This window comes from Kribbella sp. NBC_00709 (assembly GCF_036226565.1).
GTDB lineage: Bacteria > Actinomycetota > Actinomycetes > Propionibacteriales > Kribbellaceae > Kribbella.
The window spans coordinates 4,706,715-4,723,489 of the sequence record NZ_CP108996.1 but is presented as its reverse complement, the minus strand read 5'-3'; the positions used below and the strand labels follow the sequence as shown (position 1 = coordinate 4,723,489).

The 16,775-nt window shown below is 67.3% G+C and carries 15 protein-coding genes; 6 read left to right on the top strand and 9 right to left on the bottom strand.

Annotation, left to right across the window (positions count from 1 at the left end):
* Position 1: 1 nt before the first annotated feature.
* The 5 genes from OHA18_RS23190 to OHA18_RS23170 all read right to left on the bottom strand — a co-directional run bounded on the left by OHA18_RS23190 (position 2) and on the right by OHA18_RS23170 (position 7,829).
* Positions 2-4,864 carry an NAD-glutamate dehydrogenase gene (locus OHA18_RS23190; RefSeq protein WP_328997365.1) on the bottom strand — a complete coding sequence of 1,621 codons (4,863 nt, stop codon included), beginning with the start codon at positions 4,862-4,864 and terminating at the stop codon, positions 2-4.
* A 115-nt stretch (positions 4,865-4,979) separates the two neighbouring features.
* Positions 4,980-5,177 (bottom strand): ferredoxin, encoded by a 198-nt coding sequence (locus OHA18_RS23185; RefSeq protein ID WP_328997364.1) that lies wholly within the window; start codon positions 5,175-5,177, stop codon positions 4,980-4,982.
* Complete coding sequence (locus tag OHA18_RS23180) at positions 5,174-6,373, bottom strand: NADH-ubiquinone oxidoreductase-F iron-sulfur binding region domain-containing protein (protein ID WP_328997363.1); 1,200 nt, start codon at positions 6,371-6,373, stop codon at positions 5,174-5,176. Before OHA18_RS23180 ends, OHA18_RS23185 begins: the two co-directional genes overlap by 4 nt.
* On the bottom strand, positions 6,370-6,921 hold the full coding sequence (locus tag OHA18_RS23175; protein WP_328997362.1) for a hypothetical protein: 552 nt from the start codon (positions 6,919-6,921) through the stop codon (positions 6,370-6,372). The genes OHA18_RS23180 and OHA18_RS23175 overlap by 4 nt, the downstream gene beginning before the upstream one ends.
* Positions 6,921-7,829: an FAD:protein FMN transferase gene (locus tag OHA18_RS23170; RefSeq protein WP_328997361.1), complete on the bottom strand. Its 909-nt coding sequence runs from the start codon at positions 7,827-7,829 to the stop codon at positions 6,921-6,923. The genes OHA18_RS23175 and OHA18_RS23170 overlap by 1 nt, the downstream gene beginning before the upstream one ends.
* A 24-nt stretch (positions 7,830-7,853) precedes the next feature.
* Between OHA18_RS23170 and OHA18_RS23165 the strand changes: the two genes are divergently transcribed.
* Entirely contained in the window at positions 7,854-8,195 is a 342-nt protein-coding gene (locus tag OHA18_RS23165) for a hypothetical protein (RefSeq protein ID WP_328997360.1), read from the top strand.
* 9 nt (positions 8,196-8,204) lie between these two features.
* Here the strand turns inward: OHA18_RS23165 and OHA18_RS23160 are convergent, their stop codons facing one another.
* Positions 8,205-8,690, bottom strand: a complete 486-nt coding sequence (locus OHA18_RS23160; RefSeq protein ID WP_328997359.1) for a MarR family winged helix-turn-helix transcriptional regulator — start codon at positions 8,688-8,690, stop codon at positions 8,205-8,207.
* 96 nt (positions 8,691-8,786) lie between these two features.
* Between OHA18_RS23160 and OHA18_RS23155 the strand changes: the two genes are divergently transcribed.
* The 3 genes from OHA18_RS23155 (at position 8,787) to OHA18_RS23145 (ending at position 11,136) form a co-directional block, all read left to right on the top strand.
* Entirely contained in the window at positions 8,787-9,758 is a 972-nt protein-coding gene (locus OHA18_RS23155) for an NmrA/HSCARG family protein (protein WP_328997358.1), read from the top strand.
* A 23-nt stretch (positions 9,759-9,781) separates the two neighbouring features.
* Positions 9,782-9,973: a hypothetical protein gene (locus OHA18_RS23150; protein ID WP_328997357.1), complete on the top strand. Its 192-nt coding sequence runs from the start codon at positions 9,782-9,784 to the stop codon at positions 9,971-9,973.
* 848 nt (positions 9,974-10,821) lie between these two features.
* Complete coding sequence (locus OHA18_RS23145; protein WP_328997356.1) at positions 10,822-11,136, top strand: helix-turn-helix domain-containing protein; 315 nt, start codon at positions 10,822-10,824, stop codon at positions 11,134-11,136.
* Positions 11,137-11,296: 160 nt separating this feature from the next.
* Here the strand turns inward: OHA18_RS23145 and OHA18_RS23140 are convergent, their stop codons facing one another.
* The 3 genes from OHA18_RS23140 to OHA18_RS23130 all read right to left on the bottom strand — a co-directional run bounded on the left by OHA18_RS23140 (position 11,297) and on the right by OHA18_RS23130 (position 13,729).
* Positions 11,297-11,959: a TetR/AcrR family transcriptional regulator gene (locus OHA18_RS23140; protein ID WP_328997355.1), complete on the bottom strand. Its 663-nt coding sequence runs from the start codon at positions 11,957-11,959 to the stop codon at positions 11,297-11,299.
* Between the two features lie 72 nt (positions 11,960-12,031).
* Entirely contained in the window at positions 12,032-12,823 is a 792-nt protein-coding gene (locus OHA18_RS23135; protein WP_328997354.1) for a hypothetical protein, read from the bottom strand.
* A 39-nt stretch (positions 12,824-12,862) separates the two neighbouring features.
* Positions 12,863-13,729 carry an alpha/beta fold hydrolase gene (locus OHA18_RS23130; RefSeq protein ID WP_328997353.1) on the bottom strand — a complete coding sequence of 289 codons (867 nt, stop codon included), beginning with the start codon at positions 13,727-13,729 and terminating at the stop codon, positions 12,863-12,865.
* 190 nt (positions 13,730-13,919) lie between these two features.
* On the opposite strand from OHA18_RS23130, the gene OHA18_RS23125 reads away from it, so the two are divergent.
* The gene (locus tag OHA18_RS23125) at positions 13,920-14,639 is read left to right on the top strand and encodes an oxidoreductase (RefSeq protein WP_329006153.1); all 720 of its coding nucleotides are present in this window, start codon (positions 13,920-13,922) and stop codon (positions 14,637-14,639) included.
* Between the two features lie 103 nt (positions 14,640-14,742).
* A complete protein-coding gene (locus tag OHA18_RS23120; RefSeq protein WP_328997352.1) occupies positions 14,743-16,701 on the top strand; it encodes a glycoside hydrolase family 43 protein in 1,959 nt (652 codons plus the stop codon).
* Positions 16,702-16,775: the final 74 nt, after the last annotated feature.

Here is a 16,775-nt window from a genome sequence, read left to right as displayed (position 1 = left end):
CCTACCCCTGGTTGGCGATCAGGGTGCGGACCAGGCGCAGGCCGACGGAGAGCTGGGCGAGTTCGGGGCCTTCGGTTTCGACGATTTCTTCGAGCATGGAGGAGGCGCGGGACAGGGCGACCGCGTTCTGGTCCTGCCAGGTGATGACGCGGTCCTCGGGCTCGGCCGAGGCGTCGGTGGTGGCCAGGACCTGGCGGGTCAGCCGCGAGTGGACGGCGTGCAGGTCGTCGCGGAGCGCGGCGCGCGCCATCGTCTGCCAGCGGTCGGTCCGGGGCAGGCCGATGATCCGCTCCAGGAAGCGGCCGAGTTGCAGCCGCTCGCCCAGCGCGAAGTGGACCTTGGCGACCTCGAGGATGTCGATGTCGTCGCGGGACGCGGTCTCGACGATGCCGAGTCCGGCGTACGCCGGCGGCAGCACCGCGATCCGGGTCGCGAAATCGTCCGCAATCCCCTTCTGCACAAGGCTTTCCCGGCGCTGCTCGAACAGCGCCAGCTCGCGGCCGCGCAGTACGTCGGGCAAGGCAGCGGTCAACTTCGCGATCCCCGGCCCGAAGAACTCGATGAGCTCCTCGATGTCGACCGGTGGCCGCCGGTTGCTGACCAGCCAGCGCGTCGCGCGCTCGACCAGCGTCCGGGTCTCCAGCCGCATGTGCGTCTGCGTCTCGGCGTTGACGATGTTGTCCAGCTCGGCGTTGCGGGACAGCAGCTCGGGCTGCGAGAAGATCCTGCTGGCCGCGAGGTTCGCCCGGACGACGTCCTCGACCGTCCCGCCGGTCTCCAGCGAGAGCCGGTGGTACGCCGTGATGCCGGACGTGTTCACGAACTCGTTGACCACCTGCGTGGTGATGATCTCCCGCCGCAGCTGGTGGCTCTGGATCTGGTCGGCGAACCGCTCCTTGATCTCCTTCGGGAAGTAGCTGGCCAGCTTGTGCTTCAGGAACGGGTCGTCCGGCAGCGACGTCTTCAGCAGCTCGGCGTCCATCACGATCTTCGTGTAGGCGATCAGCACCGACAGCTCCGGCGACGTCAGCCCGCGACCCTCGGCCTTGCGCCGCTTGAACTCGGTGACGCTCGGCAGGAACTCCAGTTCGCGATCGAGCAGGCCCTGACGCTCCAGCCGCCGTACCCAGTCCTGGTGCACATGCATCAGGGCCGCGGCCTGGGCGCCGGCGTTGGCGAGCGCGATGTTCTGCCGGTAGTTGCTCTTCAGCACCAGCGCCCCGACCTCGTCGGTCATCGACGCGATGATGTCGTTGCGCTGCTTCTCGGTGAGGTCGCCGTCGGCGACCATCTTGTCGAGCAGGATCTTGATGTTCACCTCGTGGTCGGAGGTGTCCACGCCGGCCACGTTGTCGATGAAGTCGGTGTTGATCCGGCCGCCGGCCGCGGCGTACTCGATCCGGCCCAGCTGGGTGAAGCCGAGGTTGCCGCCCTCGCCGACCGCGCGGGCGCGCAGCTCGGCGCCGTTGATCCGGATTGCGTCGTTGGCCTTGTCGCCGACGTCGCCGTTCGACTCGCCCGACGACTTCACGTACGTGCCGATGCCGCCGTTCCAGAACAGGTCGACCGGCGCCTTCAGGATCGCGTTCATCAGCTCGGCCGGTGTCAGCGTGACCGGGCCGCCCTCGATGCCGAGCACGTCGCGCACCTCGGCCGAGATCGGGATCGCCTTGTCGGTCCGCGGGAACACCCCGCCGCCGGCCGAGATCAGGTCGCGGTTGTAGTCGGCCCAGGACGACCGCGGCAGGTCGAACAGCCGTCGCCGCTCGGTGAACGACGCGGCCGCGTCGGGGGCCGGGTCGAGGAAGATGTGCCGGTGGTCGAACGCCGCGACCAGCCGGATGTGCTCGGACAGCAGCATCCCGTTGCCGAACACGTCGCCGGACATGTCGCCGACGCCGACGACGGTGAAGTCCTCGTTCTGGCAGTCGTGGCCCATCTCGCGGAAGTGCCGCTTGACCGACTCCCACGCACCGCGGGCGGTGATGCCCATCGCCTTGTGGTCGTACCCGACCGAGCCGCCGGACGCGAACGCGTCGCCGAGCCAGAAGCCGTACTCCTTCGCGACCCCGTTCGCGATGTCCGAGAACGTCGCGGTGCCCTTGTCCGCGGCAACGACCAGGTAGGCGTCGTCGCCGTCGTACCGGACCACGTCCTTCGGCGGAACGATGTCCCCGGCAACGATGTTGTCGGTGATGTCCAGCAGGCCGGAGATGAAGGTCTTGTACGACGCGATGCCCTCGGCGAGCCAGGCGTCCCGGTCGACCGACGGATCCGGCAGCTGCTTGGCGTAGAACCCGCCCTTCGCGCCGACCGGCACGATCACCGAGTTCTTCACCATCTGCGCCTTGACCAGGCCGAGCACCTCGGTCCGGAAGTCCTCCCGCCGGTCCGACCAGCGCAGCCCGCCGCGCGCGACCGCGCCGAACCGCAGGTGCACACCCTCGACCCGCGGCGAGTACACGAAGATCTCGTACTTCGGCCGCGGCTGCGGCAGGTCCGGGATCGCCTTCGGCTCGAGCTTCAGCGACAGGTACGACCGCGGCTGCCCGTCGGGGCCCGGCTGGTAGTAGTTGGTCCGCAGCGTCGCCTTCATCACGGTCAGGTACGACCGCAGGATCCGGTCCTCGTCCAGGCTCTGCACGGTGTCCAGCGCGGCCAGGATCTCCTTCTCCAGCTGGTCGGTCCGCATCACACGGTCCGGGTCGTCGGCCGGGCCGCGCGCCGGGTCGAAGCTGGTCTCGAACAGCTGGACGAGGAGACCGGCGACATCCACATGCTTCAGGAAGGTGTTCTCGATGTAGTCCTGGCTGAACGGCGTACCGCCCTGGCGGATGTAGCGCTGGTACGCGCGCAGGATCGAGACCTGCCGCCAGCTGAGGTTGCCGCGCAGCACCAGGGCGTTCAGCTTGTCGGACTCGGCCCGGCCCTGCCAGACGGCCTGGAAGGTGTCGGAGAACAGCTTGCGGAGCTCCTCGCGCTCCTCGGTGTCCTCGGGCGCCTTCAGACCGAAGTCGTAGATGTAGGCCATCGTGCCGTCGTCGCAGCGGATCTCGTACGGCCGCTCGTCGATCACCTCGACGCCCATCGCGCTCAGGTGGGGCAGCACCTGCGACAGCGACAGCGCCGTACCGGTCCGGAAGACCTTGAACCGGCGCTCGCCTTCCCATTCCTCGTCGATCGGGCTGTAGAGCGACATGGCCAGACCGTCGTCGGCGGGCAGGCTCTCGAGGACCTGGACGTCCTTGACCGCGACGCGCGCGTCGAAGTCCTCCTTGTACGCCTCCGGGAACGCCTCGGCGTACCGGCGGGACAGCTTGGTCACCGCACCGTCGCCGCCCTGCGCGTGCAGGGCCGCGGTGAAGTCGTCGGCCCACGCACGGGTCGCGTCGATCACCTGCTGCTCCAGCAGGTCCGCGTCGTACTCCCCGACCGTCTCGCCCTGCTTCATCCGGACCACGAAGTGCACCCGGGCCAGCACCGACTCGGTGACGTACGCGGCGTAGGTGACGCCCTCGGCGCCGATCGCGTCCTTGAGGATCTGCTGCATCTTCAGCCGGACGGCGGTGGTGTAGCGGTCGCGGGGCAGGTACACCAGGCAGGACAGGTACCGGTTGTAGACGTCACGCCGTACGAACAGCTTGACCGCACGCCGCTCCTGCAGGTGCAGCACCGACTGGACGATCGGCAGCAGGTCCTCCACCGGCGCCTGCAGCAACTCGTCGCGCGGGTACGTCTCCAGTACGTCGAGCAGGCCCTTGCCGCTGTGGCTGTTCGGGTCGAAGCCGGTCAGGCGGAACAGCTCCAGCGCCTTGCGCCGCAGCACCGGCACCTGCATGACGCTCTCGGTGTACGCCGTCGACGAGAGCAGACCGATGAACCGGCACTCCCGGACCGGTTCGCCGTCCTTGTCGAACTGCTTGATGCCGACATAGTCGAGGAACGTCGACCGGTGCACGGTGGACCGCGAGTTGGCCTTGGTGAGGATCAGCAGCTTCTGCTCCTGCGCCTTGGCGCTCACCTCGGGTGGGAGCTTGCCGGAGCCCGGCTTCGGGTCCGGCCGGAGGATGCCCAGCCCCGTCCCTGGCCGGCCGCGCAGAATGCCCTGCTCGCCCTCCATGGTGAAGTCGTACTCGCGGTAGCCGAGGAAGGTGAAGTGCTCGTCGGCCAGCCACTCGAGCAGCTCGCGGGCCTCCTCCACCTCGCTCTCGGAGACCGGCAGGTCGGCGGCGTTCAGCCCGGCGGCGATGCTGACCGCCTTCTCGTGCATCTTCGGCCAGTCCTCGACGGCCTCGCGCACGTCGTTCAGCACCTTCTGCAGCTCCTGCTCGAGGGCGCGGTGCTCGGCGACGTCCGCGATCCGGTCGACCTCCAGGTGCATCCAGCTCTCGCGGACCAGGTCGTGCCCATCCGCGGCCGTGGTGTCGTCCAGGACCTCCTGCAGCGTGCCGGCGATGTCGCGGCGGACCACGAACTGCGGGTGGATCAGCAGCTGGAGCTCGAGGCCGCGGTCGGTGATCGCCATCGAGGCGCTGTCGACCAGGAACGGCATGTCGTCGATGACGATCTCGACCACGGTCCGCCCGCTCGCGGACCAGCCGTGCTCGTCGACCGTGGGGGTGAAGACGTGCACCTTCGCCGTACCCTGCGGGCGGCTCATCGCGGACTTGTAGTGGTGCCGCGCGGCGCCCAGGCAGTCGTTCGGCTGGCGCTCGGCGACGTCCTCGGCGGCGACGTGCCGGTAGTACTGCTCGAGGAACGTCCTGAGCTTGTCCGGGTCGACCGATTTGTCGTGCCCATGCGTGCCCGCAGCCACCGCCTTGGCGAGCACATCTGCCTTCTGGACGTCCAGCTTGCTCTGCATTCCCCACCGTCTCCACACGTGACGTCGGCGTCGCTCGCGCCGGACCGCACGACATTGTGCGGTCACTCAGAGATTAGTCCACCTTTGTCACTGGTGTGGTGTCGGGACGGGCCTGTCATCGATTGGTGAGGCGCAAGGCAAGAGCCGGGCAGGCGAGGACCGCGCGGCGTGCATCCGAGAGTTCACCAGGGGTGATTTCGCGGCCGCGCAGGACCGGGAATCCCCACTCGTCGAGGAGGACGTCGTCGGGCACCAGACCGGCACACAGGCCGTGCCCGTCGCACCTGGTCCAGTCGATCTCGAGCTTGTTCATCGGCCACCTCCAAGAACTCCCAGAACCGGACGACCACACCCACGCCCGGAGAGATGACGCTGTACGTCGTCGTCGAACACCTCGAGCGCGGACGTGAGGAATCTCGCAGTACCGTCCGGGTGCGCGCAGGCTCCCCGCCCCGGAACCAGACCGAGGTGCCGGTGGGCGTCGTGCCAGCCCTGCGGATCACCGACGGTCAGCCTGGCGAAGTCGTCGACGAGGGCGGCGAGGCCGAAGACACACGGCCCGCACTGTCCAGCTGACTGACTGGACAGCCACTGAGCGACCCGTGTGATCTCACCGAGCGGACAGGTGTCGGATCCGAGCGCCAGGATGATCCCTGCGGACACCTCCGGTCGCTGCAACGTCACACCTTCGGTCTGCGCCAGCCAGCGGCCGTGGTACCCGCCGAGCAGCACAGGCCCGGCCTCCGCACCGGCGTACTGGAGGACTGTGTCCAGCGGGACACCGGTCGGTGTCTCGATCACACCAGGCCGCTGCACGGCGCCGGCGATCGTCAGCAGCTGAGTACCGGGCTCACTGATCAGTCCGGTGCTGCTGAACCCACGTGACCCCAACCGCGCGAGTACGGCGAGCTGGGCGAACGTCTCGACGTTGGAAAGGAACGTCGGCCGCTGGTGGTACCCCTTGCGCGTCGGCAGCACCCTCCGACCGGGCGGCACTGCCGTACCGCCCTCGAGTGCACTCAGCACCGCACGGGCCTCCCCCGCGACGAACCGACCCGGAGTGTCCTGTACTTCGATCGCCAGCCGATCGTCACGCTCCATCAGCGCTTCACGAATAGAAGTGCCGGCCGCTGCATCGTGTACGGCGATCAGCACGTGCGGCGCACCCAGCGCGCGCGCCAGACCGACCGCACCGTCCAGCACGAGATGTGGCGACCGGGTGAGGAGCAGGCGGTCCTTGCGGCTGACCGGCTCACTCTCCGAGCCGTTGACCACGACAGCCTCCACGCCGCGAGCTGGAAGGTCCTGCAGCTTCAGTGCGACGGGGAACGCCGCTCCACCACGCCCTCTGAGTCCTACTGCTTCAGACAGGTTCGTGTAGTCGTCACGGGTCAACGCGGGCAGGCTGCCATGGGTCAAGAGATGACGCTGCAGGTCCAGGCGGCCCCGGTCGAGTCCGGCGAGGACTCTGGCCTCACCGATCACCCTGATGTCGTCGACGGTGATCATTGGGTCCTCCAGGGGCGGGTGAGCTTCGGGGCTGCGTTGAGGCGGTAGACGCCGGCAGTGGCGACTGCGGCCAGGCAGCCGATGGTGATGGCGAGCATCCACGGCGTACTGCGGTCAGTGCCGGCAAGCAGTGCATGCCCGATGGAGAGCAGCCAGCCGACAGACGCGGCGATGTGGAGCTTGCGCCAGTACTTCGTGAACGTCGCGGATGCGGCCAACCGACCACGGGCTGCTCCGACGAGAGACGCCAGTACGAGGCTGTAGAGAGCCAGCACGCCGACTGCCATCGCGAACGGCCGGTAGCCGGACGCGAACGGCCACACCAGAACGGTCGGACTGATGGCCACGTAGCTGTCGGCGATCACCGCGACGACGTGGGTCGCCAGCAGAACCAGTCCGGTCACTGCGGCCGAGCGGTGCACGTACTGCAGCCAGAACCGGCGCTCCGGACGGCGGATGTTCGGCATGACCATGCCCAGCACAGCCGACAGCGTGAACATGACCATGGTGACGACGCCGGCGGCGCGGGCCAGGTACCACAGCGTCATCAGGCCGCCCTGCTCGCTGCCGGCCAGCCCGACAGTTCAGTGGTCTCACCGTCGTCGGCGATCAGCCGGGCCGGGTGGCCAGCCAGCTTCAGTCGACCGAGCGCAGCATCACCAGTCGCAATAAGGGCGGTGCTGAAGGTGTTCGCCCGTACTGCGGTCGGAGCCCAGACGGATGCGGTCCGGTACGGGCCTTCCGCGGGCAGTCCGCTGCGTGGATCGATGACGTGGTGGCCGTAGCCGGTCGGCGTCTGCCAACGCCGTACCGTGCGGGTCGACGTGGTGAGACCGCCGTGAGCTAGCGTGACGACGACACCGCGCTCGCCGGCGCGCTCGGCGACAGTTATTACCCACGGCTTCTTCGGCGTACCAGCCGCTCGGAGGTCACCACCGATCTCGACGAGGACGGCACAGCCGTAGCGCTTGCTGATCACGTTCGCGGCGCGGTCGGCGGTCCACGCTTTCGCAGTGGCGCCCAGGTCCAGGGCGCACTCCGTCGGTACTCCGAGCAGAGCGAGCTTGCGGTTGAGGCGGACCTCCTGCCAGCCCGCGACCGGCTTCGGATCGCCGGGTGCCTGCGGGAAGCGGCGTCGTACCGTCTCGATATCGGTGTCGTACCCGGCCGCGATCACTGCCGGACCGACGGTCGGGTCGACCGCTCCGCCACTCATCTGGGCCGCGACCAGGCTGACGTCGACCAGGTCGACCAGCAGGCGGGACACCGGTACGAGCGCCCCGGCGCGGGTGTTCACGACGGAGAGCTCGGAGTCCGGACGGAAGCGGCTGGCGGCCTTGTCGACGCGGTCCATCAGAGCCTTGAGCTCACCGCACGCCGCCCCCAGGACAGCGGGGTCGTCGACGGTCAGGCGGACCGTGCAACTCCACGCGGTCCAGGTGCGGGAGGCGGTCATGACCCGTTGCTCCCACCTTGCGAGGTGGAGCCGGAGTCCGACGAGCCGAGCCCGCTCGAGCTGCTGCTGTCGTCGGAGCTGGAGCTGGAACCCGAACTGCTGGAGTCGGAGCTGCCCGAGGTGGCCGTCGTACCGGTGCTGCCGCTGCCGGAGTTCTTCGCCGACACGACCGCGACCGAGATCCCGGTCGCGCCGACACCGAGCACGGCGGTGGCTATCGCGGCCGCGGACGCCCGGTGCAACCAGCGCCGGCGAGTGGACTGGGGTTTGCCTGTGGTGACCATGGCCTCAGCCTCGGTCCAAGCCCCTCAGCCGCACTCCAAGAGAAGATCAAGCCACCGTCAAGTTCTCCTGAAAGCTCTCTGAGAGCACTTCTCAGGAGCGGTCCTCCAGCGGGCAGTCGGTGTCGCAGTGCTTGCCGATGGTGGCGACGACCTCGTCCGAGACCTCGCCGAGGACCGTCATCCGGTCCGGGCCGAACACGTCGACGAAGAACTCCCGGACCCGGGCCGCGTGCGCCGGCGCGCACTCCTTGATCGCGGCCAGGCCCGCCTCGGTGATCGCGATCTCCGGGTAGCGGGCCTCGCAGGCCTCCTTGCGGATCAGGCCGCGCTTCTCCATCCGGGTCAGGTGGTGCGACAGCCGGCTCTTCTCCCACTGGGTCGAGCGGCTCAGCTCGAACGCGCGCATCCGGCCGGACGCCGACTCGGACAGGTTGACCAGGATCTCGAAGTCCGACTTGGACAGGCCGAAGTCCCGCTGGAGGTGCCGCTCCAGGTGCGTCTCCAGCGTCCGGGTCATCAGCAGATAGCTGCGCCACGCCTTCTGCTCGTCGTCGTCGAGCCACGGTCCCTTGCTCACGAACCCCATCCTACCCGCTCGGGTTGACACATCAACCAAACGCGCTACGATCGGTCGAGTTGACACATCAACCAAACTCTCTGGGAGTGACTCGATATGACCAAGCTGATCGCTGTTGTCGGTGCGACCGGAAGCCAGGGCGGCGGCCTCGTCCGCGCGATCCTGGCGGACACCTCCGGCGAGTTCGCGGGCCGCGCCCTGACGCGGAACCCGGACTCCGGCAAGGCGCGCGAACTGGCCGCCGCGGGCGCCGAGGTGGTCGCGGCCGACCTCGACGACGAGGCGAGCGTGCGGGCCGCGTTCGACGGCGCGTACGGCGCCTTCGTCGTGACGAACTACTGGGTCGAGCGGACGCCCGAGGAGGAGGCCGCCCGGACCCGCGCCGAGATGGAGCTCGACCAGGCCGAGATCGCCGCCCGGGCCGCCCGCGACGCCGGCATCAAGCACCTGGTGTGGTCGACACTCGAGGACACCAGGACGTTCTTCGCCGGGCGCGACGACGTCCCGAGCCTGGACGACGGGCGCTACAAGGTCCCGCACTTCGACGCGAAGGGCGAGGCGGACGAGCTCTTCACGAAGTACGGCGTACCGACGACGTTCCTGCGGACCACGTTCTACTTCGATGCCTTCATCAACGGCCTGCCGCCGGCCCGCAACGCCGACGGCCAGCTGACGATCACCCTCCCGATGGCCGACCGCCCGCTGTCCGGCGTCGCCTCCGAAGACATCGGCCGCACCGCCCTCGCCATCCTCGAGCACCCCGACCTGATCGGCGAAACCATCAGCATCGCCGGCGACCACCTCACCGGCGACCAGTACGCCGCCGCCCTCACCGAAGCCCTGGGCGAAGAGGTCCTCTACCACGCCCCGACCTGGGAAGAGTTCCGCGAGTACCCCTTCCCCATGGCTGTAGAAATGTCCAACATGTTCCAGTTCTACGCCGAAGACCACATCCGCTTCACCGGCGACCGCGACGTGGCGAAGGTCCGTGAACTCAACCCCGAGCTGGAGTCGTTCGCGACCTGGCTCGAGAAGCACCGCGACGAGCTCAAAGCCTCGCAGAACTGACGAAGGCAACGATCGCAAGGGTCATGATCACCGCCACAAGGCGGGCCCTCGTCGTAGAGATTGCCGACAACGGGATCGGCGGCGCCGACCCGGCGAAGGGCACCGGACTGCTCGGGCTTCAGGACCGCCTCGACGTTCTCGGCGGAGTACTGAAAGTACAGACCTCGAGCCACGGCACTCGGATCCGCGGCTTCATCCCACTTCCGACGCTCTAGCAGGCAACGCGAAGCCCGCCTTCTGATCGAAGCGAGCCCGATGACCCCGCCACATTCTCGGACCTTGATGTCATGCGTGGTGTTGAGGTGGGTGTTCATTCTCGGACGTGCGGCACTCCTGGCGAGGCGAGCTCGATTCGCTACCTGGTATTGGGACAAGGCGACGCTTGTGCACCGCGAACACTCACCTTTGCAAGCCTGAATCGCTGGCGATCGATGAACAGCCATTCGAGTTGGCTGCCGGTGGTGGCACTCGAAGCTCACGAGAGACACGCTCAATATCTGTGGTGACAGGGTTAGACATTGGACCCTCGACTGTGTAGTGTTCTTCGTGTCGACAGAGAAGAACAGCGAAGCTGACGTGGACAGCTACCGATCTGTCCAAGGTTGTGCAGTAGGTACGACGGCGGACTCCGCCGGGCCGATCAGTGAAGGGGCTCGGGTTTCACGCCAAGGTCAGAGTCTGTGGAGCCAGTGGGCGACAAGGGTTCCAGGCTTGACGGATCGAAGTAGTAGTTCAGTTGAGTAGCAACAGCAGTCCGTAGTTGAAGTTGCTGTAGGTAGTTGTTTCGAGAGAGAAGGGAATGGATTACGCCGTCGGATCGCCCGCCAGTGCCAGTATTTCGCCGGGCGGGTGCCGTAGCTCCATCAGATGGGAAGGTGGTCTTCGGTTACGCATTCAGCGATCCCCGCAGCGATGGCCTTCACGTGGCGCGCTGCGGACATGCAAGGCCGGCCTCACGCCGGTAGATGGTGACAATCCAACAACCCCTGGGCCCCGGTGCTTCAGCACCGGGGCCCTTCGGCATGGAGGTGCGATGACCCCAGACCCGTACACGGAGACCCCGATGAGCTCAACCCCGGCCGGCACGGCCAACTTCGACGATGACGACTACCCCGCCTTCACGATGGGCCGGGCCGCAGAGATGCTGGGCACCACGCCAGGATTCCTGCGCAGCCTGGACGAGGCGAAGCTGATCACCCCGCAACGCTCCGAGGGCGGCCACCGCCGCTACTCCCGCTATCAACTGCGCCTAGCAGCCCGGGCCCGCGAGCTCGTCGACCAAGGCACCGCTCTCGAGGCCGCGTGCCGGATCATCATCTTGGAAGACCAGCTCGCCGAAGCCCTGCGTATCAACGAGCAGCGAGAGGAACAGGGCTAGCGACCGACGACGAGGTCCGCTGCGGCGCCGATCGTTTCTCGTCGTGGGCTACGGCATTGTCCCGCCCCGGCTGCTGGTCGTCTCTGCGGGCTTCGGCTTGGCCAGGACGAGCTGCTTCACGGGCCCGCTGACCGAACCGTTCGCCACAACCGAGGTGGCGTCATTCGGGCAGGAGGACCCGCAACTGGTCCCGGATCTCCTGTACGACGTCGCCGACCGGTTTGGCGGCGTTGATGGTCGCGGCCATGCTGACGAACATGATCGCGGAGACGATGTGCGCCCGCGCCGCGGCGTCCTGTGGAGTGGTGCGCCCGTCCCGCCCCAGGACGGCTGCGATCGCATCCTCGGTCTGCACGGTCAGGTCGAGGGCGTGCCGGTGGTGAGGCTCGGCGGGGTCGCCGAAGACGATCTCCCGCAGGTAGGTCCGCCCGTTGTCGACCTGCTTGCGGTTGCACTCCACGACAGGGCGGACGATCGCCATCAGGGCGTCGAGCGTGTCCGTGATGCCCTCGGCCGCTGACCTGCCCTGTACGAGCGCGTCGGCGTAGGTCGAGTTCTGTACGAGCAGGAGCAGCTCGCCCTTGGACTTCGCGTAGAGGAACAGCGTGCCCGCCCCGATGTCGGCCTTGTCGGCGATCTCCTGGGTGGTGACCTCATCGACGCCGCGCTCGGCGAAGAGCTCACTGGCGGCTGCGGTGATGCGGTCCAGCTTCTCCTGCTTGTTCCGCTCGCGCCGACCGGGCGACTTCGACGGCGACTTGGAGGCGAGGGGCATGGCTGCCGCCCTTCGTTGCTGAGTGGACTCGGATTTGCCGGCGCTCATTGTTCCACGGTAGTTCTTTGTGTTGGTGGATCGTCGGCTGGCGGATCACCGGCCGGAGGGCGGGCGATGCCGTTATCGCTGGTAGCGCGGGCGCTCCTTGCCGTCTTTCACGTAGGTCAGTGCGTCGGTGACGTCGTAGGCGTGGATGGCGGATGCAAACGGGGCCAACGTGTCTGACAGGCGCTCGACCTCGGGGCCTTTGAAGAAGTCGGCCCGCGCCGCCGGATCCGCGAAGCCCAGGAGGAGGGAGGCGTGGAACCGCTGGTCGGCAGGGTTGTCGTGCGCGACGTTCGGGGTGTCCCAGAGCTTCTGGTTCCAGGGCATGAAGACCTGGGTCCTCAGTTCCCGCAGCACGCCCGTGCCGGCGAGCGTGCGGGCGAGCTCGTTGATGTGCTTGCGGAAAGCGCCGGTGCGGACTCCGTCCCTTCGCCTCAGGTAGAGCAGGCCTCGGGCAGCGACCTTCTCGCCGGTCCCGGCGACGTCGTACCAGCGCGCCGAGTTCGGCGGTCCGGCGTAGAGCAGAGTGCGTCGGAAGATGTTCACCTCGTCCTGGAACGCCAGCCTGGTCTGTGTGCGGCCCAGCAGCGGGGACAGCACCGAGCCGAACGTCACTTCAGCGACCCCGTCGATCCTGCGCTCGTCCGGGATTGCGGTCTCGACGCCGCGGGTCGCGGGCCACAGCCCGGGGTTGTGCTCCGCCAGGTGGAGCTGGCGGTATTCCTCGAGGCCGGGCGTGGCGGAGATGATCTTGGAGTGCGGACCCTTCCAGTAGTCCATGCCCGCCTGCCGCGGTTGGTCGGTGCGCATCCACAGCGGGATCGATGAGACGAACGGCTTCTTCGCGTAGGGATGCTTCGCAGCCATGTTCTTTCCTTCGTTCAGTCGTTCGGTCGGTCGGAGCGGTCAGCCGGCGAGGAACTCGACCGCGAGGGGAGCGAACTTCTGGTGGAACTGGAAGACGCCGCCGTGCCCGGAGTCCGGGTAGATGACCAGCTCCGAACCCTTGATGCGGCGGTGCAGGTCCCCGGACAGGACCGAGGGCACCATCCGGTCGTTGTCACCGTTCGCGATCAAGGTGGGCTGCGTGAGCTTCGACAGATCGGCCGGGGCCGAGCGCCCGAACTTCTGGATCGCCTTCAGCTGGGTCTGGAACGCGCGCACCTTGACGTCCGCGTCGCGATCGACGGTGCGCTCCTGCAGACGCTGGACAAATGCGCGAGCAGCGGGCTTGCCGGCGGCGTTCCGGTTGAAGAACAGGAACTCCTTCGGGTCCTGCCGCGTCAAGGTCGCGCGCAGGATGTCCCAGTAGGTGACGCCGACAACCTTGTCGATGTCCTTGCCACCCCTGGGCCCGGTGCCGGTCAGGACGAGCTTGCGGACCAGCTCGGGGTGCTTGACCACGAGGTCCTGGGCGATGAAACCGCCCAGCGAGAAGGAGAAGATGTCGATCTTGTCGAAGCCGAGGGCTTTGATGAAGGTGTAGGCGTCGTCGGCCATTTCCTCGACGCTCCCGGGGACCTGACCGGTGGAGGCCCCGACGCCGCGGTTGTCGAACGTGATGACGTGGCGTCCGGCAGCGATCGGGTCGACGATCCGCGGGTCCCAGTTGTCCAGGGTCGCGGCGAGGTGCACGAAGAAGACGACGGGGATCCCGCCCTTCGGGCCCAGCTCCCGGTAGGCGTACGTGACGCCGTCGGCGGTGACGGTGCGGGCCGGGGCTTGCGCGTACGAGGTGATGACGGGTTCGTTCGAGATGTCGTTGTTGCTCACGATGCTCTCCTGTTGTGGTCTTGCGAATGATGAGAAGGGCTCTGGCGTGCCCTCCCGGGACCTTGCGCAACTATGCAGCCGAGTTAACTCAATCCTGAGCGTACTCAGGAATCTTGTCAACTCGACTCACTTATGAGTAGAGTCACTATTTCCAGAAGTCAGCAAGGCCTCCCTCCCATGCCGAAACGGCATCGGAACTGCCCGCAACACCATGCGACTCACCGCACCCGCCGGGGTGACATACCTCGACCTCGACGTGACCAACGACGAGTCGGTCGCCTCTGTGGTCAAGGAGGTGATCGACCGGTTCGGGCACATCGACGTCCTGGTCAACAACGCCGGCGTCGGCGCCACCGGCGCCGCCGAGGAGTTCTCCATCGCCCAGACTCAGGACGTGTTCGACATCAACGTCTACGGCGTCATGCGGATAACCAAGGCGGTCGTGCCGCACATGCGCGCTCAACGGCACGGGCGCATCATCAACGTCTCCTCCCTCAGCGGGTTCGTCCCCAGCCCGTTCATGGCCCTCTACGTCTCGACCAAGTACGCGATCGAGGGCTACTCCGGGTCGCTGGACCACGAGGTCCGCGACTACGGCATCCGGATCCTGCTCGTCGAGCCAGGACCGATCAACACCCCGTTCGGGGCCCACAGCGTGCAGGCCGACACCCCACTGCCGCTTTACGAGTCGGGACGGCGCAACTACGAGGAGGTGCTGGCGAAAAACACGAGCAGCGGCGACGACCCTGCCGTCGTCGCCAAGGTCATCGTCTCGGCGGCCACCGATCACAACCCGAGACTGCGGCGCACGGCCGGCTCGACGGCCGCCACCGTCAGCCCGCTGCACCGCGTCGTTCCGGCCCGGATCTTCGACCGCATCATCCGCAGATTCAACCGGATGCCAAGCTGACGCTTCGGCAGAATCGTCAAGCAGGGAAGGAATGGTTGCGTTAACATCGCCCGCGTGATGATATGTCCGCACCGCTCTCGCGTTCGAGGTGAGGACACCGCCCATGGACCGCCCCCAAGCCCGATCCGGCCGCAAGTTGATTGCTCTCGTGTGCTCGGCGCTGGCTCTGGCGTTGATGGCCGCGCCTACCAGCTCCGCATCGTCGGCGGGCTACCAGACGTTCCGTCCGGGCGAGTCGTGGCTCGACACCAGTGGCAAGGTGATCCAGGCGCACGGTGGCCAGGTGGTCCCGGCGACGGACCACGCCGGGCGGCGGATCTGGTACTGGTACGGCGAGGACCGCAGCAACGGCTACTCCGACAGTCCCGGCGTGCACGTGTATTCGTCGTACGACCTGTACAACTGGACCGACCGGGGGCTCGCGCTCAGGGCCATGAGCTCCCAAGACCAGTTCGAGACCGACAAGTACTTCGCCAAGCTCTACAAGCACTACACCGCCGCCCAGAAGAGCATCGTCTGGCGTGACCTGTCGACGAATGCGGTTCGGAGCGATGGGTGGGCGGCTCCATCGATCCTGGAGCGTCCGAAGGTGATCTACAACCGGTCCACCCGCACATGGGTCATGTGGGTGCACTCCGACGGGCCGTCGTCACCGACCAGTACGTCGACCTACGCACGCGCCGAAGCAGGTGTCGCGATCTCGGACTCCCCCTTCGGTCCGTTCCGCTGGATCGACTCGTACCGGCTCGACCGGGTCCCGAGCGACTCCGTCCCCTGGTGCGGGAGCTCGTCCTCGTTCGACCCCGCCGGCGGGATGGCGCGGGACATGAACCTGTTCGTCGACGACGACGGTACGGCGTACATCGTGTACTCGTCCGAAGAGAACCGCACGATGTACATCTCCAAGTTGAACCGCGCCTACACCTACCTGTCCGCGCGCCCGGAGAATGCGATCCAGGGCAAGGACTTCGTTCGTACGCTGGCCTGCAACCAGCGAGAGGCGCCGGCGATGTTCAAGATGGGCGGCACCTACTATCTGAGCACGTCCGGAGCAACCGGCTGGGACCCGAATCCAGCGCATTATGCAACCGCCACCACCGTCCTGGGTGCCTGGACCGACAGAGGTGTTCCGATCACCGGGTCCGGTGCGGCAGACACCTACAGCTCGCAAAGCACAGCGGTGATCCCGGTTGATCCCGCGCGGAATCGGTTCGCGTTCATGGCTGACCGTTGGACGCCCTCCGACCTTGCCCACGCGCCGTACGTCTGGATGCCGATGAGCTTCGGTGAGGGCGGGAACCTCACGATCGGACCCGACCGGGAGTGGTCTCTGCGGGACCTCACGCCGTACCAGCCATGGACGGTGCAGACCGCGATCCCAGACCATGTGCAGCTCGGCGACACCAACGATCTGCCGGCCGAGGTCGTGGTGAAGACCGGATCACGAGCGCAGAAGTTGTCGGTGACCTGGGATCCCTCAGGCGTTGCCCACGCCGGGCCGGCCCACGTGACCGGCACCCTGCAGGACGGTCGAACATTCACCCGCCCGGTCCTGGTGGTGCCAAGCGGCCTGCGCTATGCCGTTCACGCCGGGGGTGCGATCACTGCGGACTGGTCCCGGCTGACCGAACTCGTGACAACGGACAAGCCGCTGCTCAATTCCGGGCCCGACCAGCCGCTCGGCCCGGATCCTGTCACCGGGAGCACGTGGGGCTGTACCGGTGCCAGTGCACCGGCCGGGGACGCGAGCGGGGACCTCTACACCGCCTTGCGATATGGGAAGAACCATGAGCCGCTCGTCTACACGTTCACCGGTCTCCAGGCCGGGACATACTCGGTCCACGCCGGGTACTACGACCCATGGCCCTGGGCGAACCGCGCCGCGCAAGTCTCCGTGAACGGCACAGTCGTCGACCAACAGCGCCTCTTCACCAGCACGGGTACCTCCGCGCAGTACGGCGGCATCGCGGTCGGCGCCGACGGCCGAATCACGGTCACCATCACGCCGACCAGATCCCCGGACATCCAACTCAGCTGGCTGATGATCGCCCAGAACACCTAGCCGGCTTCGAAGCCGACTCTGGTCCGCACCAACTGGTCGCGCCGAGCCGGACGAGACCAGCCGACGGCGTTGCT

Coding starts and splice junctions, on each gene's coding strand:
- OHA18_RS23190 (WP_328997365.1), bottom strand. CDS start 4,864: ATGCAGAGCAAGCTGGACGTCCAGAAGGCAGATGTGCTCGCCAAGGCG.
- OHA18_RS23155 (WP_328997358.1), top strand. CDS start 8,787: ATGACCAAGCTGATCGCTGTTGTCGGTGCGACCGGAAGCCAGGGCGGC.
- OHA18_RS23175 (WP_328997362.1), bottom strand. CDS start 6,921: ATGACGCTGTGGTACCTGGCCCGCGCCGCCGGCGTCGTCACCATGGTC.
- OHA18_RS23150 (WP_328997357.1), top strand. CDS start 9,782: ATGATCACCGCCACAAGGCGGGCCCTCGTCGTAGAGATTGCCGACAAC.
- OHA18_RS23135 (WP_328997354.1), bottom strand. CDS start 12,823: ATGGCTGCGAAGCATCCCTACGCGAAGAAGCCGTTCGTCTCATCGATC.
- OHA18_RS23185 (WP_328997364.1), bottom strand. CDS start 5,177: ATGAACAAGCTCGAGATCGACTGGACCAGGTGCGACGGGCACGGCCTG.
- OHA18_RS23145 (WP_328997356.1), top strand. CDS start 10,822: ATGAGCTCAACCCCGGCCGGCACGGCCAACTTCGACGATGACGACTAC.
- OHA18_RS23180 (WP_328997363.1), bottom strand. CDS start 6,373: ATGATCACCGTCGACGACATCAGGGTGATCGGTGAGGCCAGAGTCCTC.
- OHA18_RS23120 (WP_328997352.1), top strand. CDS start 14,743: ATGGACCGCCCCCAAGCCCGATCCGGCCGCAAGTTGATTGCTCTCGTG.
- OHA18_RS23170 (WP_328997361.1), bottom strand. CDS start 7,829: ATGACCGCCTCCCGCACCTGGACCGCGTGGAGTTGCACGGTCCGCCTG.
- OHA18_RS23140 (WP_328997355.1), bottom strand. CDS start 11,959: ATGAGCGCCGGCAAATCCGAGTCCACTCAGCAACGAAGGGCGGCAGCC.